At 36.9% G+C, this 24,933-nt stretch carries 15 protein-coding genes; 6 read left to right on the plus strand and 9 right to left on the minus strand.

All coding sequences use genetic code 11. The features are described from left to right. The first annotated feature begins 2 nt into the window (after nt 1-2). The 3 genes from GZ212_RS14295 to GZ212_RS14305 all read left to right on the plus strand — a co-directional run bounded on the left by GZ212_RS14295 (nt 3) and on the right by GZ212_RS14305 (nt 4,547). Nucleotides 3-2,693 carry a glycoside hydrolase family 3 N-terminal domain-containing protein gene (locus tag GZ212_RS14295; protein ID WP_166961659.1) on the plus strand — a complete coding sequence of 897 codons (2,691 nt, stop codon included), beginning with the start codon at nt 3-5 and terminating at the stop codon, nt 2,691-2,693. An 83-nt stretch (nt 2,694-2,776) separates the two neighbouring features. After that, a complete protein-coding gene (locus tag GZ212_RS14300) occupies nt 2,777-3,379 on the plus strand; it encodes a DUF4386 domain-containing protein (protein WP_166961662.1) in 603 nt (200 codons plus the stop codon). A gap of 118 nt (nt 3,380-3,497) precedes the next feature. Then, the gene (locus GZ212_RS14305) at nt 3,498-4,547 is read left to right on the plus strand and encodes a serine hydrolase (RefSeq protein ID WP_166961665.1); all 1,050 of its coding nucleotides are present in this window, start codon (nt 3,498-3,500) and stop codon (nt 4,545-4,547) included. A gap of 119 nt (nt 4,548-4,666) precedes the next feature. On the opposite strand, the gene GZ212_RS14310 is transcribed toward GZ212_RS14305, so the two are convergent. Further along, nucleotides 4,667-6,100, minus strand: a complete 1,434-nt coding sequence (locus GZ212_RS14310; protein WP_166961668.1) for an amidohydrolase family protein — start codon at nt 6,098-6,100, stop codon at nt 4,667-4,669. Between the two features lie 164 nt (nt 6,101-6,264). On the opposite strand from GZ212_RS14310, the gene GZ212_RS14315 reads away from it, so the two are divergent. Next, nucleotides 6,265-6,654 (plus strand): iron chaperone, encoded by a 390-nt coding sequence (locus tag GZ212_RS14315; protein ID WP_166961671.1) that lies wholly within the window; start codon nt 6,265-6,267, stop codon nt 6,652-6,654. Between the two features lie 187 nt (nt 6,655-6,841). Continuing rightward, nucleotides 6,842-8,308: a hypothetical protein gene (locus GZ212_RS14320; protein ID WP_166961674.1), complete on the plus strand. Its 1,467-nt coding sequence runs from the start codon at nt 6,842-6,844 to the stop codon at nt 8,306-8,308. 1 nt (nt 8,309) lies between these two features. On the opposite strand, the gene GZ212_RS14325 is transcribed toward GZ212_RS14320, so the two are convergent. Next, nucleotides 8,310-9,869, minus strand: coding sequence for a right-handed parallel beta-helix repeat-containing protein (locus GZ212_RS14325; RefSeq protein WP_166961677.1), 1,560 nt, complete (start codon nt 9,867-9,869; stop codon nt 8,310-8,312). 685 nt (nt 9,870-10,554) lie between these two features. Continuing rightward, nucleotides 10,555-11,637 carry a S9 family peptidase gene (locus tag GZ212_RS14330; RefSeq protein WP_166961680.1) on the minus strand — a complete coding sequence of 361 codons (1,083 nt, stop codon included), beginning with the start codon at nt 11,635-11,637 and terminating at the stop codon, nt 10,555-10,557. Nucleotides 11,638-11,884: 247 nt separating this feature from the next. On the opposite strand from GZ212_RS14330, the gene GZ212_RS14335 reads away from it, so the two are divergent. Continuing rightward, complete coding sequence (locus GZ212_RS14335) at nt 11,885-12,241, plus strand: PKD domain-containing protein (RefSeq protein WP_166961683.1); 357 nt, start codon at nt 11,885-11,887, stop codon at nt 12,239-12,241. A 133-nt stretch (nt 12,242-12,374) separates the two neighbouring features. Here GZ212_RS14335 and GZ212_RS14340 read toward each other — a convergent pair whose 3' ends face one another. From GZ212_RS14340 to galB, 6 genes are read right to left on the minus strand one after another with little or no spacing between them, the layout of a single operon-like run. Further along, on the minus strand, nt 12,375-14,336 hold the full coding sequence (locus tag GZ212_RS14340; protein WP_166961686.1) for a sialate O-acetylesterase: 1,962 nt from the start codon (nt 14,334-14,336) through the stop codon (nt 12,375-12,377). Between the two features lie 5 nt (nt 14,337-14,341). Beyond that, nucleotides 14,342-15,850 carry an alpha-L-fucosidase gene (locus GZ212_RS14345; RefSeq protein ID WP_166961689.1) on the minus strand — a complete coding sequence of 503 codons (1,509 nt, stop codon included), beginning with the start codon at nt 15,848-15,850 and terminating at the stop codon, nt 14,342-14,344. A gap of 9 nt (nt 15,851-15,859) precedes the next feature. Further along, the gene (locus tag GZ212_RS14350) at nt 15,860-17,293 is read right to left on the minus strand and encodes a cellulase family glycosylhydrolase (protein ID WP_166961692.1); all 1,434 of its coding nucleotides are present in this window, start codon (nt 17,291-17,293) and stop codon (nt 15,860-15,862) included. Between the two features lie 11 nt (nt 17,294-17,304). Beyond that, nucleotides 17,305-19,551 carry a glycoside hydrolase family 3 C-terminal domain-containing protein gene (locus GZ212_RS14355; protein WP_166961695.1) on the minus strand — a complete coding sequence of 749 codons (2,247 nt, stop codon included), beginning with the start codon at nt 19,549-19,551 and terminating at the stop codon, nt 17,305-17,307. Between the two features lie 37 nt (nt 19,552-19,588). Beyond that, nucleotides 19,589-22,462, minus strand: a complete 2,874-nt coding sequence (locus GZ212_RS14360) for a TIM-barrel domain-containing protein (protein WP_166961698.1) — start codon at nt 22,460-22,462, stop codon at nt 19,589-19,591. Nucleotides 22,463-22,490: 28 nt separating this feature from the next. Continuing rightward, complete coding sequence (galB, locus tag GZ212_RS14365; protein ID WP_166961701.1) at nt 22,491-24,929, minus strand: beta-galactosidase GalB; 2,439 nt, start codon at nt 24,927-24,929, stop codon at nt 22,491-22,493. Between the last annotated feature and the right edge of the window lie 4 nt (nt 24,930-24,933).

A 24,933-nucleotide genomic window follows, 5' to 3' on the forward strand; every position in this document is an offset into this window, starting at 1 on the left:
TAATGAACCAGAAACACTTCCTCTTTAAACTAATTGCCTTAGGAACCGTTTGTCTAGTTCTTTTAACATGCCAAAAGGACAACCAACCATTAGTTTATAAAAACCCCAATGCGCCTATTGAAGAGCGGGTAGATGATTTGTTGTCCAGAATGACTTTAGAGGAAAAATTCTGGCAACTTTTTATGATTCCCGGAGATTTGTCAGATGGAAAGGAAAAATACAAACACGGCATTTTTGGTTTCCAAGTGGCCACAAAAAGCACTACTTCCAATGAATCTGAGCAACTTTTAGATTATTCTGAAGGCGGGTCCGCCCTGAATACCGCTGAACTGATAAACGACATTCAAAAGTACTTTGTTGAAGAAACTCGACTAGGCATCCCCATCATTCCTTTTGATGAAGCACTACATGGTTTAATAAGAAAAGAAGCCACAGCATTTCCCCAAGCCATAGGACTTGCTGCCTCTTTCAACACCCCATTAATGGATACTGTTGCAGCGGCCATAGCGACGGAAGTGCGGTCTAGGGGGATTCGCCAAAATTTATCTCCTGTAATTAATATAGCTAGAGATGTTCGCTGGGGTCGTGTGGAAGAAACTTATGGAGAAGACCCCTTTCTAACCTCCAAAATGGCCGTATCATACATTTCAGCTTTTGAAAAAAGAGGGGTTATTGCCACACCAAAACACTTTATTGCTAACGTTGGTGATGGCGGTAGGGACTCCTATCCCATTCATTATAATCAAAGGCTTTTAGAGGAAATTTACCTACCCGCTTTTAAGGCCAGTATTCAGGAGGCAGGTGCTAGTTCCATTATGACAGCATACAACTCTGTAGATGGTTCGCCAGCCACATCAAACAATTGGCTGCTCCAAGAAAAATTAAAAACAAAATGGGGTTTTGATGGATTTGTCATTTCAGATGCTGGGGCTACGGGTGGAGCCAATGTGCTACATTTCACATCTAAAGACTACGCCGAATCCACCAAACAAGCTATTGAAGGTGGTTTGGACGTGATTTTTCAAACTTCCTATGACCATTATCCGTTATTCTTTGATGCCTTTGAAAAAGGTATGATCGATGAATCATCTATCAATAAGGCTGTAAAACGGGTTCTAAAGGCTAAATTCAAACTTGGTCTATTTGAAAATCCCTATGTGGATATAGAAGCTTTGAAAAAAGATAGTGCAATCTCGCAACATAGAGAATTAGCTAAATTAGCAGCTCAAGAATCCATCGTTTTACTTAAAAATGAATCTCAAACACTTCCTTTCAGTAAAGATATTAAGTCCATTGCTGTTATCGGTCCCGAAGCTAAGGAAGCTCGTTTAGGTGGTTATTCTGGACCTGGAAATAAACCAGTGAGTATTTTAGAAGGAATACAACATGAGGTAAGTCAAAATATTACTATTAATTATTCCAAAGGAGTCGAAAGAATTTCAGAGTCGTTTGTAGCCATTCCAAAAGAAAATTTATCTCATGTCAAAAATGGAAAGCAAGTATCTGGTTTAGAAGCGGAGTATTATAATAACATTACTTTAGAGGGCACTCCTGCTCTTTCCAGAACTGACGATAATATTGATTTTAGATGGACGCTTTTTTCTCCTGATCAACAAAAAATAAACCAAGACTATTATTCCGCTCGTTGGAAAGGCAATTTAATTGCTCCACAGTCGGGACCAATAGAGATTGGTTTCAAGGGAGATGACGGCTATCGTTTATATATCAATGATGAATTGGTTATTGACAACTGGAAAAAGCAAACAGTACAACAAATAACAACACCTTACCATTTTGAAAAAGGTCAAAGCTATGACCTTAAGGTTGAATTTTTCTCCACCACTGGGAATGTCTGGTTTAAAATGATTTGGAATGCAGGAATAGATAATGATTGGGAAGATGGAATCTCTAAAGCAGTGGCCCAAGCTAAAAAATCGGATGTTGCCTTAGTTTGTGTGGGTATAGAAGAAGGTGAATTTCGTGATCGCGCCTTTTTATCTTTACCAGGCCACCAAGAAGAACTTATCAAACAAGTAACCGCTACAGGTATACCCACAATAGTTATTTTAGTTGGTGGCAGCGCTATCACCATGGAAAATTGGCAACATGAAGTTGATGCCATTTTGGATGTGTGGTATCCCGGAGATGAAGGCGGGAACGCCATCGCCGAAACCCTTTTTGGAAACTATAATCCAGCCGGAAGGCTTCCAATCACATTTCCTATTCATGAATCACAACTCCCCTTATATTACAACCACAAACCAACGGGACGGGGAGATGATTATTTGAATCTTACAGGAAAGCCATTGTACCCCTTCGGATTTGGTTTGAGCTATACACAATTTGAATATAGCAATCTCCAATTTGACAAAGACATCATTACTACGTCTGAAAGCTGCCTTGTTACATTAAAGGTGACCAATACAGGTCCTTATGATGGTGATGAAGTCGTTCAGCTTTATATAAAAGACGAATATGCTTCTGTAGCCAGACCAATTATGGAACTAAAGGGCTTTCAACGTATTCACTTAAAAAAAGGAGAGACCAAGGAGGTTTCTTTTGAAATTACTCCTGATCTTTTATCGATGCTGGACAAGAACTTAAAATGGGTAGTAGAACCAGGCGATTTCCGGATTATGATAGGTTCATCAAGTCTTGATATCAAATTACGATCTATCCTAACAGTAAAATAAGACCTTGATAGCGTGTTATTTAAAAATAGTATCTTGATCAAAAATCATTAACAACAAGATTATCAAGTAAACTCTAACCAACTATGAGAAAACTTTCTGTTATTGCCGGCATCAGCTATTTTATTATATTTTTCGCAGCCATTTTTGCTAATTTTTTTGTATTAGAATCCATTTCCAAGGACCCGGTGGTGGCCATACAAGAAAATGATTTGATGGTTCGATTTGGAATCATGGCATTTATAATAACAGTAGTATTTGACGTGGTTGTAGCTTGGGCTCTCTATGAGCTATACAAAAATCATGTCCTTTCCAGTTTGAGCACCTTATTTAGAATGATGCATGCCGCAGTAATGGGCGTAGCAATTTATGCGTTGGTATTAAGCTTAAAATCGAATAATGAAGCCGACATCCTATTTCAAGTATCCACCTTCAACACCATTTGGCTTATTGGACTTTTCTTTTTTGGAATCCACCTTATTCTATTATCGCGAATCCTTAAAAAGCCCAAATTCATTGCTTGGTTCCTAATAATTGCTGGAATGATGTATATAATAGATACATCGGCCCATTTTTTACTAGCCAATTATGATTCCTACAGCAACATTTTTCTAATGTTGGTAGCCATACCAAGTATTATTGGTGAAATGTCTTTTGCTGTATGGTTACTAAGAAAGAAGTCGTTTTGACAGAAAATAATGATGATGCTACACAACATAAATTGAAAATTGTCTTGGTAAAAGCACCTCAATATATTCCATATGAATATTTAAATCATCTTATCAACTTAAAATTTGTATACAAACCATGAATAAAAAGCAAAGACTAAACATCTTCAGGGTTTTCCTTTTCGCTGGAACCATCATCTCCCTATATTTTGTTCCCTGGATTTTAGTAAAAGCGTGGATACTTCCGTTACCTAAAACAATTGATGAGCAAATAAACCAATCTATTGAGCAGGGATTTGAAGGTATGATAGTATATGTTGACGAAGCAGGAAAGCAGCCTGTAACCTATACAGGAGGTTTTAAGAATAGAGAACAACAAGTACCAACTGATCCAGATGCTTTGTTTAAAATTGCTAGTATCAGCAAGTTATATGATGCTGTTGCTGTGACGAAATTGGTAGGTAAAGGTCAGTTATCTTTAGATGCAACATTGGCAGAGTTTCTACCAGAACTTGTTGGTAAAATAGAACATGCAGAAACAATCACTTTACGATTGATGATCCAACACCGAAGTGGCATTCCTAATTTTACAGATACACCTGACTTTTGGGCACATCCAACAACCTCTTTTGAAGAAAGTTTAGCATTAATTGAAGGAAAACCTGCAAATTTTAAACCCGGTAATAAGTATGAATATTGCAATACAAATTACTTATTAATAAACAAAATTATGGATGATGTGTTGGGATATCCTAATTTTCAATTTATCCAAGAAGAAATTCTAAACCCATTACAATTGCATAATACATTTAGTTCAGTGAATGAGGTAAATATTAACAACGTAATGGGTGGTTATCATGTTGGGTATCCTCATGATTTAAAAAACAATGATTTCGGAATGCATGCAACAGCAGAAGATGTAGGTAAGTTTATCAGAGCCTTAAATGAGGGTACTGTTTTTAAAAATGATGAAAAAGAAATATACGCTTCTATTTATGAATTTGAACATTCAGGTTGGGTGCCGGGTTACCAAAGTTTTGCTCACTATTATGAAGATATAGATACGGTTGTGGTTTGTTTTTATAACACCACCGACCCTAAGCTACTCTATTGGAACCTATCAGAAATTATTAATAAAAGAATTTTTAAGATCCTTAAAAAGAAAAACAAAACCAATCGGAACAACTAAATAGGGAATTCAATAAAAACACCTTTAAATTTGAAGGATTCAACTGGATTCAATCTAAAATATTTTATAATCAGATCGTCAAGATTTTAAAGAAAAGCTAACTGTGGTCAACATAGCGCTTAATACTTTTTAAGCATAAACTCGATATACCGAACAAGAGAGACTATGAGGTTATTTCTACCTGTCCCTTCTTCCTGAAACTTATTGAGAGTTGATTCATCCAGCATTCTTCCCTTGATAAAAACGATTGAAGGTTGTTTTAATGCGCTTAAGTCATTTAATGGATTGTCCTTTAGCAGTAATATGTTAGCCGTTTTCCCTGTTTCGATTGTTCCTAAATTTCTCATAAAATCATGGGTCTTAGCAGGGTTGATAGTGGCTGTTTCAAGCACTTCAAAATTAGACAATCCAGCTTCTGAATAAAACTGAAGTTCTTGATGGATAGAAGACCCTGGGACTGTTACTCCGATGCCTGCATCTGTGCCACAAATGATACTAACCCCAGCACGATTCAGTTTGTTTAAAGCCAGGAGATGAAAGTTATGCTGCGCCTCAATTTTACCAACTATGGAATCATTTTTATTTTTTTCTGAAGCCCATCTGTCATATTGAGCTTGACTATCTACTTTGCTTATCAGTGGATTTACTCCATTTAAATCCTGAGATTCCAAAATTTCATCATCCAGTAACAGTCTATGAATATTATGATAAACCGTCAATGTTGGACAAAAAGATGTGTTTTCAGCTTCTTTAAATGATGCAACCACCTCATTCAATTTTAAAGTATCCAAGGTATAGTTTAAAGGCTGCTGCACAATATCTTCAGCATGCTCTATGGAAACTATAGGTGATTTAAAATGATACCTGTAATCAACTAGATTAGAAGGATGGGCGACAATATCTAAATCATTCAGCTCTGCTTCCTCCATAATGATATCAAAGTATTCTTGAGGTAAGCCATAATAGGTCTTTATAAAATCATATCCTTTTTCTTTTGTACTTCTTACCACTTCTCGAGCTTCTTCAGCACTAAACAATTGGTAATTATCATCGCCTATAAATTCTGGTCCTGTCAGTTTAGGACCACTAGTAAAAAACAACGGACTATATATCTCATCATCCTCTATGGCCTCCTTCATTCTTAGGTGCATGGGTTGCCCCCACAAGTTTCTGACCGCAGTAATACCATTTGCTAAATACAATCCGAGCTCATATTCATCCCAAACGTGTACATGCATATCTATCAAACCAGGCATTAAAAATTGATTTGTTCCATCTATAATAGTCACTTCATCAAGGTCTATGTCATCTTCTATTTGGGTAATAATTCCTTTCTGTACTAAAACTGATTTATTGTTCATGACCGTATCCATGGTCATGGGAATGAGGTTGACATTTTTGATAAGAATTTTTTGGTCACTTTCTACGACATCTTTAGGTATGTGTAAATAGGATGTTTTTTGCCCATCAATTAAAAAAACACCTAAAATAATTAGAAATAAAATACCGATAATGACACCTATAACTTGGAAGATTCTTTTGATGAACCTCATAACTTTTAAAGAATTTGGGATTACCTTTTAAACCAAACAACCATTGATCCTTTGGACCTAGCTTTCAGAAAAAATAATCATAAGTTGAAGTAAATTTAGCACATACTTTAGTAACTTGAAACTCAATACACCATATTTATTTTTACCTCACTAAAAAGATATCCATGGGAAAAAAGGGACCGATGCCCACCTATAAAACGGTGGACGATTATATAGCACACCAACCACAAGAAGTCCAACAGGTTTTGGAAGAACTTAGAGCTATTATTAAGGAAGCTGCTCCAGAAGTGGTTGAAATATTAAATTACAAGATTCCTTGTTTTTCCTTCATTCCCAATGCCAAAAGAGACCAACAGATCATGATGGCAGGTTATGCAAAATTTGTTGGGTTTTACCCTTTTCCTACCACGATAGAAAAGTTTTCAGAAGCCTTGAAGGAATTTAAAAAAGGTAAAGGATCGGTTCAATTCCCTCTTGATAAACCTTTACCTAAGGATTTAATTAAAGAAATGGTTCAATACCGAAGGAAAGAACTTTTAAATGACGGTATTTAATCCTTTTGTTTAAAGCGTATAATTGGTGGCATAGTTAAAATATTCAGGAATTAAACAGAGGTCACTTTCCTTTCAAAAATTAAAATGGGTGATTTTAATAGACAGACAACCCAATTAATGGGTGATTTGACCTTGTCACTTCAAGTGAGCCTATCTATTTTTGATTTGATAATCAACCATATAATCGATGACCCTTTTAGAAACCATACTTCTTATTGTTATTACCATTCTGCCTTTTATAAAGCGTTGGATTTTCAAATTTGTAAAACCCCTTTATTGTTCCATTTGTATAGGTATAATAATGGGTCTTCATTTATTGATTGATGGCTATCGTTGGCAAATGATTCCGGCATACGTGATGGCTCTCATTGTAGTTTGGAGGATTCAAACCTTAAACCTACAAAAGCCCAAACGTTTATCGTTCCTTAAAATTTTAGGGTTTACCTCATTGCTCATAATAGCTACTTTAGCTTGGTCCGTTCCCAAAATACTACCTGTCTTCTCATTACCAGAACCAAGAGGAAACTATCAGGTTGGAACACAAGATATTCACATCACAACCGACAGGAATGAACCTATTACAAAGGATTCGACTGATAAACGCTCATTTATGTGTAAGATTTGGTATCCAAGCGATCAAGAGGTTTCCAGTAAGAAAAGTGAGCCTTATATAGATGAAGCCAGTCGGGAAGGTTTTGCTACAAAATATGGACTGCCAGCCTCGGCTTTGAATTATTTGGACCATATTAAAACTTATGTGTATCCGAACATAGCTGTAGCTAATAAAAAATTTCCTGTTCTAATTTTTTCTCATGGCTACGGATCAAAGGCGACGGGGTACTATGCTTTGTTGACCGAAATAGCCAGTCAAGGGTACATCGTTGTCAACATGAACCATACCTATGAGAGCCTGGGAACAACCTATCCTGATAGCAGCAAAGCCTTTTTTGATTATGATTTCCAAAGATCCATATCTGCCGATGCGATGTCAACCATAGAGCCAATTGCTAAAGCATTTAAAAGCAACCTGAGTTATGAACAAAGACATCCCATCGTTAAAAAGGCGATTGCTCATTATTTTGAAGGAAACATACAAAACAGGTGGGCAGCAGATATTATCAGTGTCTTAGACCTACTCGAAAGCTGGAATGCAGAAGGTACCTTTAAAGATCATTTAGACCTCAATAAAATAGGTGTTTTAGGACATTCTGTTGGGGGTGGAACAGCCGGTAATGTTGCCATGAAAGATTCTCGGATAAAAGCTGCAGCCAATTTAGATGGTATTCAGTGGGGAACAATGATTGATAGCACTTACCAAATTCCCTATCTATACATTTCTGCTGATTGGCCTGCCGACCATGAAGACATAAATTCACACATTTACATCAACAAAAGCCATGACTATTTCTATGAAGCAAAGCTTTTGAATTCAGGACATCCCAATTTTATGGATATCCCATTTATGATTCCCGTTCCTGATTTGGCAGGAACGGGAACTATTGATCCCTATTTGGGAATGGAAATCGTTACTAAAACAGTCCTTACCTTTTTTGACAAACATTTAAAAAATCAAGTTGATGCTAATCCTCAAGACTTAGCGAATCAATATGAGCTTTTAGAGATGCAAACATTTAAAGGAGACTCTATTCGTTAGACTATAATGTTTCTGGAAATTCATGTGCACCTATATCTTGTGAGCTACCCACCAAATGTGGATTTCCGAAATAATCCTGCACATTGACGTCCAAATCTAAATTGACACCAGCATCTATTAGTGGTGAATTTGAATCTAATTGGTAATTGAACAAGTTAGGATTTTCATAGGAATTTCCTTCAAACTGAATTTTGTTATGGGCGTCAATACCACCATACAAAATGTTATTCTTTACTTGTACTACATTTTGATTCCAATTATTATAAGACATAAACGCCAAATTTTCGTTTTGAATCACTGTATTATTAAAGAAATAAATACCAGAAATGGAGTTTGGTGAAGCCATATTGAAAACAAATAAACTACCACTATAACCATTGGCATCATTATCTGAAATATTATATCTCACCATGATGTTTGACATATCTCTGGCACCTTCAAATTGTCCTACCTGAAATCCAGCTCCAAAATTATCATGAGAATAGTTGTACTGCATAGTTCCATTAACAACTCCTCCATCCAAATCAAAGGCTGCTCCATCACAACCTTGACTCATGATATTATAGACCTCATTGTGCTCTATAAGCACATCTTTAGCATCCCAATACCAGATACCGCAGTTACCACCACAATGCGTATTGTCGTAACCACTGTCATGTACTTCACTACTGGAGATTGATGAATATTGCACATCAGATAGTACAATACCATTACCACTATGGCTCCAGGCATTATCCCATCCACTTATGTTGTAAACATGGCAATCTGAAACATGAATATTTTCATGAGAGTATCCCACTTTACTTTGACTGAAAAATCCCTTTGATTGAATACCACTTTCCATACAATCAAAAACCGTACAATCTGTTATAAGAACCTCAGAAAATCCAGAAGTATCATTAACTCCTTCGATTTGAATACCTGTATAGGCACCACTAACATTTAAATTGGCTAATGAAATATCTTCCAATTTGGTATTTCCTTGTAAGTCATTTAGTAGGTTAATTCCATTTCTTGGAAATTCACCAGGTGCAACCGAAGGAACAGCCACATTAAAACCTATTAATTCCAAACCAGAAGTATTAATAACGTCTACCCCTTGTAAGGTAGCTGTTCCTGATCCATAAGAACTAACCATAATTTTATTGTTTGGGTCTCCCCCATCATTAGAATCCAATGTTAGGACGCCATAAGTGGCTCCTCCTTGGAACATGATTGAAAATCCTGGGTTCACATGTTCTTCACTAGCTCTTTCACTAGTTTTCCAAGCCGTTTCAGGGCTTAACCCATCATTGGCGTCATTACCTGTGGGTGAAATAAAAAAGGTATTAGTAACTGCAGGTGTATCCTCTGAAGATTCACTGACATCTTCCTGGTTTTCTGCAAGTACCTCTTCGGTTTCTAAACCTTGCTCAACAAGATCCTCTGTTTCTGAAGTACACCCAAAGAACATGGGTACTAACATAATGATTCCGAACTTGGCAGTTGTTCTATAAGAACTACCTAATTGCTGGGTTAACCATGCTCGGGTACTGGAGTGATTTTTTTTGGGGCTAATCATTCTCTAATCCGTTTAAAAATTAATATGTCTCTTAAATGATTTCTTAAAAACCTAGAAAAGAAATACGTTTCTACACGGTTTAGAATAAAACAATTGAACTACAGTGCTTATTAAATTACATCTTATCATTATGGGATTGAACTTTCAACCTTGAATGCTATTGATAAATTCTATAAGACAAAGAACCATTGTTAATTACTAAAAGGTGCTCCCCAATTGGGAAAAAATTTAGGGAGTGGTCGCTATTAATTAATCATTTCTTGTTGCCAAATGTATTTATATATTTTAAAAAAACAAACAAAAAAGTGTATTTTATCGTCAAAAAAGTGTTTTTAATCGATATTTAAGGAATTTTCTTACCGATATAACGTTTCTTGTTCGATCAAGAATATGATATCACCCCTATTTATGTATTTCAGTGGCTATATCACCCATTAATTCTTTGGTAGTTTGTCTTATATTTTGATACCATACAAGAAGTCAATTTTGCTAACGAATGCCATAGTTATGATTTCTACATCTACACTCGGAAAGCAATGGTATTAAGTTATTCTTACATTGAATGTGCTTTCAATTGGAAAAACCTCCAACTTATTCTAAAAGGGAAATTGTTTTACACCACAATTGAAAAGAATGAGTTGGTTTTAGTAAATCTGAAATTTCTACCAACCATTTTTGGGATCTCTTATTCCGTTCTTTCTTTAATCCAGTCAAGCACAATAGCCATTGCTTGTGGTGAAAAAGTTTGCTCTATGGTTCCATATTCATTTGGTAAACCTGTTTCACTTTCTTGAAATAAATGGTTCAATTTTTCAAGCTCCAAAACAGTCACATCCTTATTGCCATTCTCATGGAGTATTTTCTCAATAGCTGCTAGATTTTCTTTGGGTGGCACTTGTAAATCATTTGAGCCATTTAAGGCCAAAACAGGGCAAGTGGTTTTACTCAAAACTGTTTGCGGGTCAAACTTTATAAAGTCAGTTAACCATGGCCAAGACATCTGCTCTGAAAGAGTATTAATTTGATTTTCTGGCAACATGGCCCCAAATATTTTTGTGAAGTAATCTTTTAGTTCTCCTTGTAATTGCACTCTATCCTCTAATTTTATAATAAGGTCATAAGCCCCCTTCATATTATTTTGTCCCTGTGCAATTCCAAATTCTGGAACACCCGCTTTTCTCTCAATTAATTCTTTTTGCAATAACATCAATTGATCACCCCTTATACCAGAACCAGCAAGTAGTACAATAAAAGCAACCCCTTTATTTTCACTTGCCACAATGGGTGCAATGACGCCTCCTAAACTATGTCCTATCAACCCAATTTGAGAGTGATTCAGTTCTTTTCTGGATTTTAAATATTGAAAAGCACTTTCAGTATCGTTTACAAAGCCATCCAAACCTGTGTAATTATAACTACCCTGTGATTCACCTGTCTCTCTATCATCAACGCGTAAGACAGCTAATCCATTATTAGTCAAATAATCAGAAATGACCAGAAATGGTTTATGTTTTAAGAGCTCTGAATTTCTATCTTGAGGCCCGCTTCCACTTATCAGAATAACTGCAGGGAAGTTGGAACCCTTTTTTGGATATGTTAAGGTCCCAGCCAAAGAAATATGATCCACCTTGTTTTCAAAAACGACATTTTCAGAAACATAATCAAATGGCTCTTTCGGCTCTTGCGGTCTATTGGTTTGCGCAAATAGACATAGGGAGGTGGATATTAACAACAAAAACAGGGAGATGGTTTTCTTATTTAAATTCATACCTTAAAAGATTTTGAAAACTAATACTTAAATGATTGAAACGGGTCCTTTCAAAGATAGATAAAGAAGCTATTTAACTCTTGGAATTCTTAAAGAAATCAAGAAACCAAACCTTATATACTTCTTCTTCAAAAAGTAAAAAATCAAAAAAAGGATAATACTTTCCATAGGAAAGAAATTTTAAAAAATAGAAATACTTGTCAAATAAAAATCTATTTTTAAGCTCATAACAAAAATCCTTATGACCATGAAAATCAAATTTTTATACTTAATGATCATTACTTTATCTACTATCATTTTATCATGTAGTGATGATGATGCTGATAGCTTTTTCAGTTGCCTTGGAGAAACATCGATAACTCACATAATACATAATATTGATTCAAATAATGCCCTACAAGTAAATTTTGAGATTGAATACAATGGGGACTATAGTTTATCAAATGTTCAATGGGATTTTGGAGATGGTTCATCAGGATCAGGAGCAACTACTTCTCACACCTACAATTCGGCTGGAACCTACTTAATAAAAGCAAGTGTTTCTGTAAATGAAGAAGGTAACAATTGTTCTTTCACGAAAGACAAGTCAATTACGGTAGACTAGAAAATCTCCTTTAATCCTATTGTATTAAAAGAATCCTATATACGTGACTTTTTTCCAAGCACTATTTAATCTTCAAAACAAAAAAGCTATCAAATTTAAATTTGATAGCTTTTTTTTAAGTTCACGTATTCCTCTATTTCAAATCTGAAATCATATAAGATTCTTTTGCTGTGGACAATTCCCAATCATCTGTTCTAAAAGGCTCCATAGGGAATCCTGCCTTATTATATACATTACACGCGCTAGCATCATCTGCCCAACCATATCTAACGGCAACCGGATTTGATATGCTATCATTAGAAATCAGAAGTTTTCCGTTTTTAATTTCAACTTGTGCTGGCACAAATTTTTTGTCAGCTCCTGCTACCTCAAATCCTTTTGGAATACCTTGTTCATCTTTTACCTTGAACCCGTCCTTGACATGCTCAAAGGATAAAACCACTTGATTTCCTTTAATGGTGTGCGATTTAAAAGTAGGTCCCTGATAAGTGACTTTCTTTCCATAATCCTTATTTAAGGCAATGGCTGCCAAACGTAAACCAACATCCTGTTTGTTTCTTGGATGTATGTCCTTAGGATTACCAATATCAACCGTTACACACATTTCTGTGTTCTTTACATTCTCTACGGTGTAGGCTTGTGCTTCCCTTAATTCGGCCCATTTACTGCCCACATTGCTATTTCCATTAAATTCATTAAAACTGGACAATTGCACAAAATAGAATGGAAAAGCACCTTCCCCCCATTTATTTCTCCAATTTTCAATCATCAAAGGAAAAGACTTTTTGTATTCTACTGCTCTATGAACATTGGCTTCTCCCTGATACCAAATCACCCCTTTAACCGCATATGGAATTAATGGGTTTACCATGGCATTATAGAGTAAAGAAGGAAAGCTATTGGGAGAAAATTGGGTTACTACCTCAGCAACGTTAAATTTCCATAAGCCTGCTAGGGAAATATCAGAACCTTCAACGGTTAACTTCAAGTCAGTTGGAGATCCATAAATTCCGCCTCCACCAATGTAATCGGTCACTTTTACGGTGATGGTATTTTCACCTGCTTTTAAAATACCGGTTGGAATTTTATACAATCTGCTTACGTCATAACCAGCAGTCGTTCCTATTTCTATGCCATTCAAATAAGTGATATCATCGTCATCAATTTTTGACAAGTGCAATACCGCCTCTTTTCCTGCCAAGTCAGAATCAATATTAAAAGTTTTTCTAAACCATACTTCTCCATCCAAATTAGGAAGCATTCTATTTTCCCATAGCTCAGGTAAATTCATCTCGGGCCAGCTTGAGTCTTCATAAACGGACTTAATCACTTCTGAAGGATTGTCATTTAACAGTTTCTGACCTTGCAACATTTCTACAGTGCCTATCAACTTTTGTTTTTGGATTTTAAGCATACTGTCAATATCCAAGTTCGGCAGATTTGACATGAAATGTGCAAATTCAGGCACTTCTTCCAAAGCATCTTTACTCGTCCAAGTTTCTACACAAGTACCACCCCAAGTGGTGTTAATGATACCTATTGGCACTCCCAATTCTTGATAAAGCTTTTTGGCAAACATAAATCCTACAGCAGTAAACTCACCAATATTTTCAGGATTACTCTCTTTCCATTGTCCTTCTGTCAAACGATCTTTTGGTACGGTGCTCATTTCACTTGGAACCAAGAATTGTCTGATTTCTGGATAGTTGGAATCCTTCTGTTCGACATCGGCATTCTGAATATTACTCATTGCCCATTCCATATTGGATTGACCACTTGCAATCCAAACTTCACCTACTAAGACATTTTCAATTTTAATGGTATTGTTCCCTTTAACGGTAAGTGTAAAAGGACCTCCATGTTTTTCGGGATTCAAGGTCACACGCCATTTACCATGTTCATCTCCCTGGGTTTTTATGTTTTGTGCTTTGAAATGGACTTCAATATTCTCTCCTGGTTTAGCCCAACCCCAAACAGGAATTGCTTGGTCTCTTTGCATAACCATTCCGTTTGAGAACATAAGCGGAAGTTCCACATCTGCCAAAGCATTTAAGGAAATTAGCCCTATTAAGAGTGTTAAAATATGTTTTATCATGGCATTTATTTATCTATTGCAATTTTAATGACAAAAGCTTTGTCATCTATCATTTGATTAGGGGTTTGAATATGTAATCCATCTGGGTTTAATTCAAAAGACACTTCTTTATCATATCCCAAAATAGAAACATTTGATACTTGACTATTTGTATTTGAAAAAGATTCTAGAACCACTTCTACATCATTCCCAGGCCACCCTAGGACAATGGCATAGATATGATTGTCTTTTCTAGTATATCGAACATCTTGAGCGGTATATGACAGTTTATCCAAAAACATCCCTGATTTTTCCTGTCTTGTGGGGCCTTCACCAAAAACATCCCAAGTTGAAGAAGCATAGATGGCTTCTCCATTTACTTTGAGCCATTCCCCAATAGTCAATAAAATTTCTTGTTGATCTTGAGGAATTTCCCCACTAGGTTTGGGTGATACATTTAGCATCATAGCCCCATTTTTACTAACAATATCAGCCAGCAAATCAACAATTTCATCGGCTGTTTTTAATCCCAAATTATTTACATAACTCCAACTACCTACTGATACGGTCTCGTCTGTTAACCAATAATCCTCTGTGATTTTATTCATTCTCCCTTTCTCAAAATCCTCCAAGCTAACAGATTTTGGCAATTCCCCTTCTTTGTGGGTTATCACTACCTTTTGTCCTCTAGCTAAAGATTCATTGATATAATAAGCAGCAAAATCACGTTTATAGGCATCAGGAATTTTATCCAATTTGCTATCGAAATAAATTAAATCGGGATGGTAACCGTCAATAACTTCTTTAAGTTCGCCCAACCAGTTTTTGTAGAACTGTTCCTTCGGAATATTTCCATACATAACACTAATTATAGAGTCTTCCGAAGAAGTTGCCATATTAGGATTGTAGGGAAAATATGAAGTATCTTCTAACCACTTGGTAGAGTCATTTTTAAAAATTTGAAGATTTCTTGCTTTATGGAAAGATGTGACAAATTTCATTCCTTTACTGTGAATTGCCTCTCCTAGCTCTCCTAAAATATCTCTATGAGGTCCTTTATCCATGGAATTCCAAGGATTGATTTTGCTATCCCAATTGGACCATCCGTCATGATGGATGGCTACAATACCACCAAACTTAGCGCCAGCTTTTTCAAAAAGATCAGCCCATTCTTTAGCATTAAAGTTTTCGGCCTTAAACATGGGCACAAAATCATGATAACCAAATTCTGATAACGGTCCGTAAGTTTCTACTTGGTGTCTGTTTTCGTCAGTGCCTTCTAAATGCATGTTTCTAGGATACCAATCATTGGCATAAGACGGAACAGATAACAATCCCCAGTGGGCATAAATTCCGAATTTAGCCTCTTTGAACCACTTTGGAGCTTCATCATAGGAGGCCAAAGAATCCCAATTGGAAGCATAATGAGGAACACTAACCTCATTATGCTTTTCATTGGGTTTACAACTAAAAAAAAGACTAACTACAAATAAAATGTAAACGTAATGTTGTAATATGTTTGATGTCCTAGACATACTTTGCTATTAAAGATTAATGGTTATAGCGTCAATGATTACAGGAAAATATTCCTCCCCATTGGCGCGATTAAATAAGCCCATTTGGTGATCATCTGGATATCCATTATCCCAAATAATTGGAACCAATTGATGCTGTAATGCGGATTCTGTTGTTTTTTGATAGTAATATTCACGGTAAATTTCAGCATCATCAACATTGGCTCTATAACTAGCGCCATATTCACCTAAAATCACACCGATTCCTTGACTCACATAATTGTCATACATTTTTTGGAATTGTGTATCTAACCAATCTTCATTTCCCCAACCTGCAGTTGCCGATGGATCGGTAGCAATAGCGCCCCATTGCCAAGTATCATCATTACTAACGTTTAATGTATAATCATAAGGGTCATAGTAATGAACTTCCATCAACATACGGTTTTCAGTGGGGTCACTTGGAATGGTTGCAAAATTCACGGTATGATCAATATTGGTGTTGAATCCTTGTACCGTTAAATAACGGTAAGCATTGCGTCCACCAGTTTCTCTCACTGTAGATATAAATGTTTGGTTGAAACTATTTTGAACCGTATAATATTCCTCAGTAGGGGTTCCGTAATCTCCTTCTACCATCACCTCATTGGTTCCAGCAAAAAGAAGGTGGTAATCATAATCTCTAAAATGGATGGCTATTTGTTGCCACATTTTGCTCAATCGGTCATTAACATAGTCTTGATCATCATAAGTTGGTTGCATCCAACCGCCATCCCAATGGATATTTAAAACCACATACATATCGTTATCCAACACATAATTAACAACTTCTTCTACTCTATTCAAGCCTTCCAAACTAATGGTATAATTAGCATCTCCTTCCTGAATGTAGTTACTCCAAGCTACTGGAATTCTCACGGTGTTGAAACCTGCTGCTTTCACACCGTCCATTAACTGTTGGTTAATCGCTGGATTTCCCCAAGCAGTTTCTCCTCCAACGGCATCCAATGAATTCCCAACATTCCATCCAACTCCCATCAGTGAAGTCAATTCAACAGCCGTATAATCACTCATACCACTTGAATCTGGAGGCAAGGTTGTTATAGATGCCATTTGTGTTACTTGAATCGTCAAGGTTTTTTCTGAAGTAATCACGTTAATAACAGCAGATCTTCCCTGTGCAGTTGGATTAGCCTCAGCGACAACTTCAATGGTTGCGCTTGCCAAACCAGAAGTTTGAGAGAAACGCAACCATTCTGCATTAGAACTCACTCCCCAAGCGATGCTCATGGAAGCATTAATGTCAAAAGAGTCGGTTCCTCCATTGGATACAAATTCTATGGGGGTATTATCGATTGAAATATCACTTTTGGCAATATCCCCATCATCATCGTTACAAGACATAACCCCTAAAAGCAATGCTACTAGCCATGTCATTTTTAATAATTGATTGAAAGCCTTCATTTGAAAATTTTTTATTTAATGGTTATTTGAACCTTTGATAATATGTTTCTAGATGAGTTACCCACTTGAATAGTATATGCTCCTTTTTCCACTTCCCAAGATTTGGTATCGACATTATAAAAAGCCAATTCCTTTACAGGAATTTCAACAGTAGTATTCTTTGTACTTCCAGCTTCAACTTCTACTTTGCTAAACCCTTTTAATTCTTGAGCTGCACGCTCCACATTAGATTCAGGTTTGGACACATATACTTGAACTACTTCTTTACCTGATACTTCTCCTGTATTTTCAACAGAAACTTCTACGGTAATGGTGTCATTCAAACCATAATCAGATTTGTCTGTTTTCAAATTAGAAAGTGAAAAATCAGTGTACGATAAGCCATATCCGAAAGGATAAAGCGGCTCCACATTTTTGGTATCAAACCAACGATATCCAACCAAAATACCTTCGTCATAAGAAACAGTTTGATCTCCCGGAAAGCTATTGGTAGCGTGAGCTGGCGAATCTTCTAATTTTACAGGCATGGTCCATGGCAATTTACCAGAAGGATTCACGGTTCCTAAAATAACATCTGCCAAGGCATTACCTCCTTCAGAACCATTAAACCAAGACCAGATAACAGCTTTTGATTGATCTGCTGCTTTTTTGATATCAAATGGTGCTCCCGCAATAAAAACCACTATGGTATTAGGATTGACTGCCAACACTTTTTCGATTAATTCTTCTTGACCAAAAGGAAGGGCCAAACTAGCTCTATCTGAAGCTTCTGTCTCATAATCACGGTTGGATCCAGCAAACACAATCGCCATATCAGAGTTTTTGGCAGCTTCTAAAGCTTCTTCCAACATTTTTGGATCTAATTCATTAATAGTCACCGGACCGTTTAGCGTAATATCTCCTAATTTAGCCTTTTCATTATTGGAATAGCGCTCCAAATAGCCTTCTGCATAATTAATCGTAATGTCTGCTGGCAATCTATTTTGAAGTCCTTCCAAAGGTGTTACTTCTCTTTTTGTTTTTACACCAGCACCAAATCCGCCAAGAGCATTTTTCTTTTTAGCATTATTACCTATAACGGCAATACTTTTAACTCCTTCTGTTTTTAATGGCAATAGGTTGTTTTCATTTTTCAAAAGCACCACACTTTCTGCTGCAATGGCATAAGCATCTTGGAAATGTGCCTCGGTGCTGATACTTCCCTTAGCGCGACCTTTATCATCAACACTTTTTAGAGTGTACATCATTCTTAAGATGCGCTTAACAGACTTATCAACTTGTTTTTCATCAATTTTTCCATCTTTAACAGCTTGAATCAAAGCATCTGCAAAATAAAATTCGTTGAAAGGTTTTGGAGTTCCCATTTCAATATCGGTTCCACTTTCCAAAGCTTTTTTAGTATCGTGAACTGCTGCCCAATCGGAAATAACGATTCCCTCAAATCCCCATTCGTCTCTCAACACTTGATTAAGCATGTAATCATTCTCACATAAATAGTCTCCTCTAAACTTGTTGTAAGCTCCCATAAAGCTGTAAGCATGCGCTTCTTCTACCGCTGCCTTAAATGCAGGCAAATAGATTTCCCTTAAAGTTCTTTCGTCTATTTGAACATCCACAAAATCACGATTTGTTTCTTGGTTATTGGCAGCAAAATGCTTCACACAAGCGGCTACATCATTTTCTTGAAGACCAACAATAAATGGCACTGTTAGCTTTTTATTAAGGAAAGGATCTTCTGTAAAGTATTCATAGGTTCTTCCTCCTAATGGTGTTCTTATTATATTGATAGCTGGAGATAACAAAACATCTTTGTCTCTTGCTATGGTTTCTTCCCCTACACTGTTTCCAAAAACATAGGCTAATTCTGTGTTCCAGGTTGCTGCTACTCCCCCTCCTGCTGGGTAATAGGTAGCAAAGTCATTATCCCAACCTGCGGGAGCCCAAGAGTCTAATGAAATCTCTTCCCTAACGCCTAGAGGTCCATCTGCCATGGTTAACTCAGGAATTCCCAATCTTTCCACTGCCGCAGTTGCAAACATGGTACTACCATGCAACATTCCTGCTTTTTCCTCTAAAGTCATGGCGGAAACCAAACTGTCAATTTTAGAATCAAATTCCTTGGTAATCGGGGTACCTTGATAAGTCTTTGATTTCTCAACCTGAACCGAAGCGGTTTCCTCAGTCTTTTGTTCATTTTTACAGGATGTAAAAACCATGGCTACAGCCAGTACAGAACTATATATAAGTTTGTTATTCATTATAGTGTGTTTTATAATACTTTTTCTTTAACTTTTTTTATTGTAATTGAATGGTCTGAGACGCTCCGTCATATTCAACAGTTTGCCCTTGATTATCAAAGGTCATTCCTACCTGATGCTCCTTGTCAACTGATACTATGGTGAACTTTCTATTGGTCAACATACCTTCAAATGATCCTTCTCTTTTACCTATGGTCAAAGTCCCTTCCGTGTCATTGTATTCAAATGGAATGTTGGTGTGCTTCCCTTTCTCGTAATTATAGTTAACCGCTTCATCTTCATACAAATTGAATTTGCCATCAGCACCACGATATACATAAATCATTAAGTGATCTGCCGGTTTTTCATCAGTATATTGAATTTGTGGTCCTGTTGGAATAATGGCTCCTTCACGAACATAAAGAGGGATTCTTCCATAAGGCGCTTCTACAGTTTTGGTTTGACCACCCTGGATCCAAGTTCCTGTATAAAAATCATACCAATTGCTTGTACTTGGGAAGTAAACCTCACGACTACGAGCTTCGTACTCATATACTGGGTTCACCATAAGTGACGGACCAAACATAAATTGGTCACTGATATTTTCAACTTTTCCATCTTGAGCGAAATCCATAACCAATGGACGCATGATGGTGTAATCATCAAAATAGGTTTTACCTGCCAATGTATAGATGTAAGGCATTAACCTATATCTCAAATTGGTGTAGTACAAGATAGATTCATAAGCTGGATGCCCTTCACGAGCAATGTTCCAAGCCTCTCTAAATGGATATTGACCATGAGCACGGTATAATGGTGCAAAGGCACCAAATTGATACCAACGAGCATTTAATTCTCTCCATTCTTTGTAATCGGCATTTTCCTTTCCATTCCCATTATAAGCTATTTGAGCAGCTACATAACGATCCTCTACACAAAAACCACCTATATCCATAGTCCAGTATGGTATTCCAGAAACAGCAAAGTTCAATCCTGCAGAAATTTGGGCTTTCATATCTTCCCATCTGGTGGCGATATCTCCACTCCATGTAGCGGTAGAGTAACGTTGTAATCCTGCAAAACCGGATCTTGTCAACAAGAATACACGCTTGTTTGGTGCCACACTTCTTTGACCATCATAAATGGCTTCAGCATTCATTAAGGCATAGGTATTAAAATATTCGGTTGAAGGTCCTAGTGCTGTTGGTCCTTGTAAAGCCTTACGGTACTCCATGTCGGTACAATCCAAAACATTTGGCTCACTGGCATCCATCCACCACGCATCTATATTTAATGGGTAGTAATGCTCATAAATTTGATTCCAGAACAATTTTCTAGCTCCAGCTGAATAGGCATCATAAAAAGATCCTATGTAACCAGGTCCTACCCAGTCACGAATACTATCCTTTATAGCCTGTTGATACATCCATCCTTTTTCATCAAATTCTTTGAAGTGTTCGGTATTTTTGTAGAATTTAGGCCAAACTGAAATCATCATTTTTCCATTCATTTGGTGGATGGAATCGACCATTCCTTGAGGGTCCGGAAAACGAGCTTTATCAAATTCATGGCTTCCCCATTGGTCTTCTTCCCAGTGGTTCCAATCCAATACGATATTATCAATTGGAATGTTTCTTTCTCTAAATTCTTTTAGGGTGCCTAAAATCTCATCTTGGGTTTTATAGCGCTCTCTACTCTGCCAGTACCCCATGGCCCATTTAGGCATGACTTGAGATTTTCCAGTTAACGTACGGTAACCTTTAATGATTTCGTCCATATTGCCTCCATAAACAAAATAATAGTCCATTTTTTTGTTCATTTCGCTCCACCACACTTGATTCCCTTTTTCCTCTTCCAATTGTGGTTTTCTTACGCGAAGCCCACAATAGGAACTTCCTCCATCAGGTTTCCATTCAATTCGCAATGGTACACGCTTTCCTGCCTCCATATTGAAATTGAATTTATAGCTGTTAGGATTCCAAGCGGTTCTCCAACGTTCAGGAACCATCAATTCGTCATTTAAATAGACTTTTATGTACCCGGCATAGTAAAGGATAAATTTGAATTCACCACTTTGAGAAGCTTCAATATCACCTTCATAAAGCACATCGGCCTTTTTCAAAGGAAAGTTTTGTGGTAAATTCTTGATACTTTTTACATCTTCAAAGAAAATAGAAGGCTCGTCCCTAACAATGGTTTGACCTCCATTTTCTGGAGTTTTGTAGGTTCCTGTCAAGGCATTTTCCTTTCCTTCCTTATCATAAAGTTTAAAAACTTCATTAAGTTGCTCATAGGGTCTGCTGTCTCCAAAACGGCTTAAGGCATAGCTATCCCAAAGCAACCCATAATTCTTATTTGAAACAATAAAAGGCACAGACACCTTGGTGTTATATTGAAATAGTTCTTCACTTTTATCCTTATAATTAAATTCATCAGACTGATGTTGCCCCAAACCATAAAATGCTTCATCCTCTGGAGAATCAAATATTTGACGAACAGAATAACCATCAGTACCTTCTACTTGTATGGGCTCAAAAGTTTTTCCGCCTCCTTCTTGTTCAGACAAAATAACTTTTCCTTCTTTATCTTTAAAAGTAATCCCTCCATCTACCGAAGAAACCAAAACATTCAAGGCTTTGGTAGAAACCGAAATAGAATCCCCTTGTTGGGACACATCAAAAGAAGCTGGTTTTAAACCAGGAAGTATAATTAAGCTAGAATCCTTAGGAAATTCCTTTTGGGGTGTTGCTGAAACATGCACCAAACCATCACCCAATACCTGCAAGCTTAATGTTGATGCTCCATGCTCCTTTGGTTGGCTGAGATTGACCACAATCCCATCATCTGTTTTTTGATATGGTGCTTGTTCCTTATTACAAGAAGCTAAAAGCACTCCTGTCAACAAGCCTAGATATAATCTACTTCTTTTCATTTTATTTATATTTTCTTCCTTTTACGTTTTATTTTTTTGTTGTTACCAATATGCTGGCATCCTTTAATCCATCGGATGATACATTGATTTTAATCTCACCTTCTTTTTTAGTTGCTTGAACTACCACTAAGCACTTTCCGTTTAATGCTTTATGTGAAGTTCCCTTAAACGATTCATGGTTGGTAGGATCGCCATTAGCTACCCCAACAATAGCTCCTTCTCCTTCAATTGAGAAATTCAACTGATTTTGAGCCGTTGGAACAAAATTGCCTTCAGCATCCACCACATCTACTGTAATAAATGATAAATCCTTACCGTCTGCAGAAATGCTGGTTCTATCTGCCGTTAATTTTACCGTGGCTGGTTCTCCAGCTGTTTTAATATCCTTTTCTAAAACAACCTGACCATCTTTTCTTGAAACCGCTTTTAGAGTTCCTTCTTCAAAAGGAACGCGCCACATAACATGCAAGTCATCCCCTTCCTTTTTCTTAATACCCTTAGATGTTCCGTTAACGAACAATTCCACCTCATCGGCATGGTTGTAATAAGCCCAGATATCTACCGAATCTCCTTCGGTATAATTCCAATGCGGAAAAATGTGAAGCACATCTTTATCGGTCCACTCGCTTTGGTACATGTAATACACGTCTTTTGGAAAACCGGCCAAATCTACAATTCCGAAGTAAGAACTTCTGGATGGCCACACATAAGGTGTTGGTTCACCTATGTAATCAAAACCAGTCCAGATATACAATCCTGAAAGGAAATCGTATTTTTTCATGATTTTCCAAGTTTCCTCATGGGTTGAGCCCCAAGGCGTGCTTACTTGATCGTAGGCCGAAACAGTATTTCCTGGATTTCCACCATCAAATGGAATATCCCAGCGAACGGGCCACCTTTTTAAGGTATCAGATTTGGCATCATAATATCCTCTTGTCTGCAAACCAGAAGTCGTTTCTGTGGCAATAAAAGGCGTGTTCGGGAAATTTTGTTGGTGATATGGAAATGTGTTGTGTGCATAATTATATCCAATTAAATCCAAGACACCAGAAGCTGCTAAGGGATTTAAACTAGCCTTTTCCACATCAAATTGAGTCGTTACATCAGCATTGGGCATATTTACCGGAGGATTCATAGCTACGGTAATAGGTCTCGTGGTATCCAAAGATTGCACAATTGCCTTTAGCTCCTTGGCTGTAGCAACCCCTTGTTCGTTCCATTGCTCCTGAATCTCATTACCTACACTCCACATAAAAATACTAGGATGGTTACGGTCACGAGTGATAAAATCTTCCAAATCCTTTTTATGCCACTTTTTCCAAACGGTTGCATAGTCATGCTCTGTTTTGTTATTGTTCCACATATCAAATGATTCATCCATGACGATAAACCCCATTTGATCACATAAATCCAATAATTCAGGAGTGGGTGGATTGTGAGCGGTTCTGATACCATTAACGCCCATCTCTTTCATAATTTGAAGTTGGCGCTCAATGGCTCTATAATTGATGGCGGCACCAAGAGGTCCTAAATCGTGGTGCATACATACGCCTTTAATTTTCACTTGTCCTCCATTCAGAATAAATCCTCTTTCTAGGTCAAATTGGAATGATCTTATTCCGAAGGGTGTTTTATAAGTATCTACAACAGCTCCGTCTACCTTGATGTCGGTAACGGCTGTGTAAAGTGTTGGTTGGTCTACAGACCATAATTTTGGTTTCTCAACGGTTAAGTCTTGAGAAATATTTTTGTTTTCGTTTTGATTGATTGTTACTTCTGAAGTATTAGAAGTTACCTCTTGACCACCATGAATAATGGTGGTAGTAATTGTTGCCGTTTTTGACTCCTTGTATTGATTAGCAACTTTAATTTCTAAAGCCACCCTAGCTGATTCCTGACTTACTTCAGGAGTTGTAATATAAGTTCCCCACGATGCTACATGGAGTTTATCTAAAGATTTTAACCATACATTCCTGTATATACCCGATCCGGAATACCATCTGGAATTGGGCTGGTTAGAATTATTGGCTTTTACCAATATCTCATTGGTTTCCCCTTCTGGATTTAAAAATGGCGTTAATTCATATTCAAAAGAAATATATCCATTTGGTCTGTTACCTAAAAAATGGCCGTTGATCCAAACGTCACTATCCATATAAACACCATCAAATTGTATGAATAACTGTTTGTTGGTGCTTTCTGTTTTAAATGATTTTTTATACCATCCCATGCCTCCTGGTAGATAACCTCCTCCTAAATCGGCAGGATTGTCTTGGCTAAATGCCCCTTCAATGCTCCAATCATGAGGAAGGTCTAATTTTCTCCAATCTTTTGATTGGGCTGCCTTTAAAGAATCACCTAAGTAAAAAGACCATCCATCAGAAAACGGAATATTTCTTTCTGAAATTTGAAGTAAATCCTGCTTATCAGCACATGAAATAAACAGAAATAAACCGCTTAAAATCATGTAA

It is taken from the genome of Mangrovimonas sp. CR14 (assembly GCF_011764015.1).
Classification (GTDB): Bacteria; Bacteroidota; Bacteroidia; order Flavobacteriales; family Flavobacteriaceae; genus Mangrovimonas; species Mangrovimonas futianensis.

Coding starts and splice junctions, on each gene's coding strand:
- GZ212_RS14295 (WP_166961659.1), top strand. CDS start 3: ATGAACCAGAAACACTTCCTCTTTAAACTAATTGCCTTAGGAACCGTT.
- GZ212_RS14300 (WP_166961662.1), top strand. CDS start 2,777: ATGAGAAAACTTTCTGTTATTGCCGGCATCAGCTATTTTATTATATTT.
- GZ212_RS14305 (WP_166961665.1), top strand. CDS start 3,498: ATGAATAAAAAGCAAAGACTAAACATCTTCAGGGTTTTCCTTTTCGCT.
- GZ212_RS14310 (WP_166961668.1), bottom strand. CDS start 6,100: ATGAGGTTCATCAAAAGAATCTTCCAAGTTATAGGTGTCATTATCGGT.
- GZ212_RS14315 (WP_166961671.1), top strand. CDS start 6,265: ATGGGAAAAAAGGGACCGATGCCCACCTATAAAACGGTGGACGATTAT.
- GZ212_RS14320 (WP_166961674.1), top strand. CDS start 6,842: ATGACCCTTTTAGAAACCATACTTCTTATTGTTATTACCATTCTGCCT.
- GZ212_RS14325 (WP_166961677.1), bottom strand. CDS start 9,869: ATGATTAGCCCCAAAAAAAATCACTCCAGTACCCGAGCATGGTTAACC.
- GZ212_RS14330 (WP_166961680.1), bottom strand. CDS start 11,637: ATGAATTTAAATAAGAAAACCATCTCCCTGTTTTTGTTGTTAATATCC.
- GZ212_RS14335 (WP_166961683.1), top strand. CDS start 11,885: ATGAAAATCAAATTTTTATACTTAATGATCATTACTTTATCTACTATC.
- GZ212_RS14340 (WP_166961686.1), bottom strand. CDS start 14,336: ATGATAAAACATATTTTAACACTCTTAATAGGGCTAATTTCCTTAAAT.
- GZ212_RS14345 (WP_166961689.1), bottom strand. CDS start 15,850: ATGTCTAGGACATCAAACATATTACAACATTACGTTTACATTTTATTT.
- GZ212_RS14350 (WP_166961692.1), bottom strand. CDS start 17,293: ATGAAGGCTTTCAATCAATTATTAAAAATGACATGGCTAGTAGCATTG.
- GZ212_RS14355 (WP_166961695.1), bottom strand. CDS start 19,551: ATGAATAACAAACTTATATATAGTTCTGTACTGGCTGTAGCCATGGTT.
- GZ212_RS14360 (WP_166961698.1), bottom strand. CDS start 22,462: ATGAAAAGAAGTAGATTATATCTAGGCTTGTTGACAGGAGTGCTTTTA.
- galB (WP_166961701.1), bottom strand. CDS start 24,929: ATGATTTTAAGCGGTTTATTTCTGTTTATTTCATGTGCTGATAAGCAG.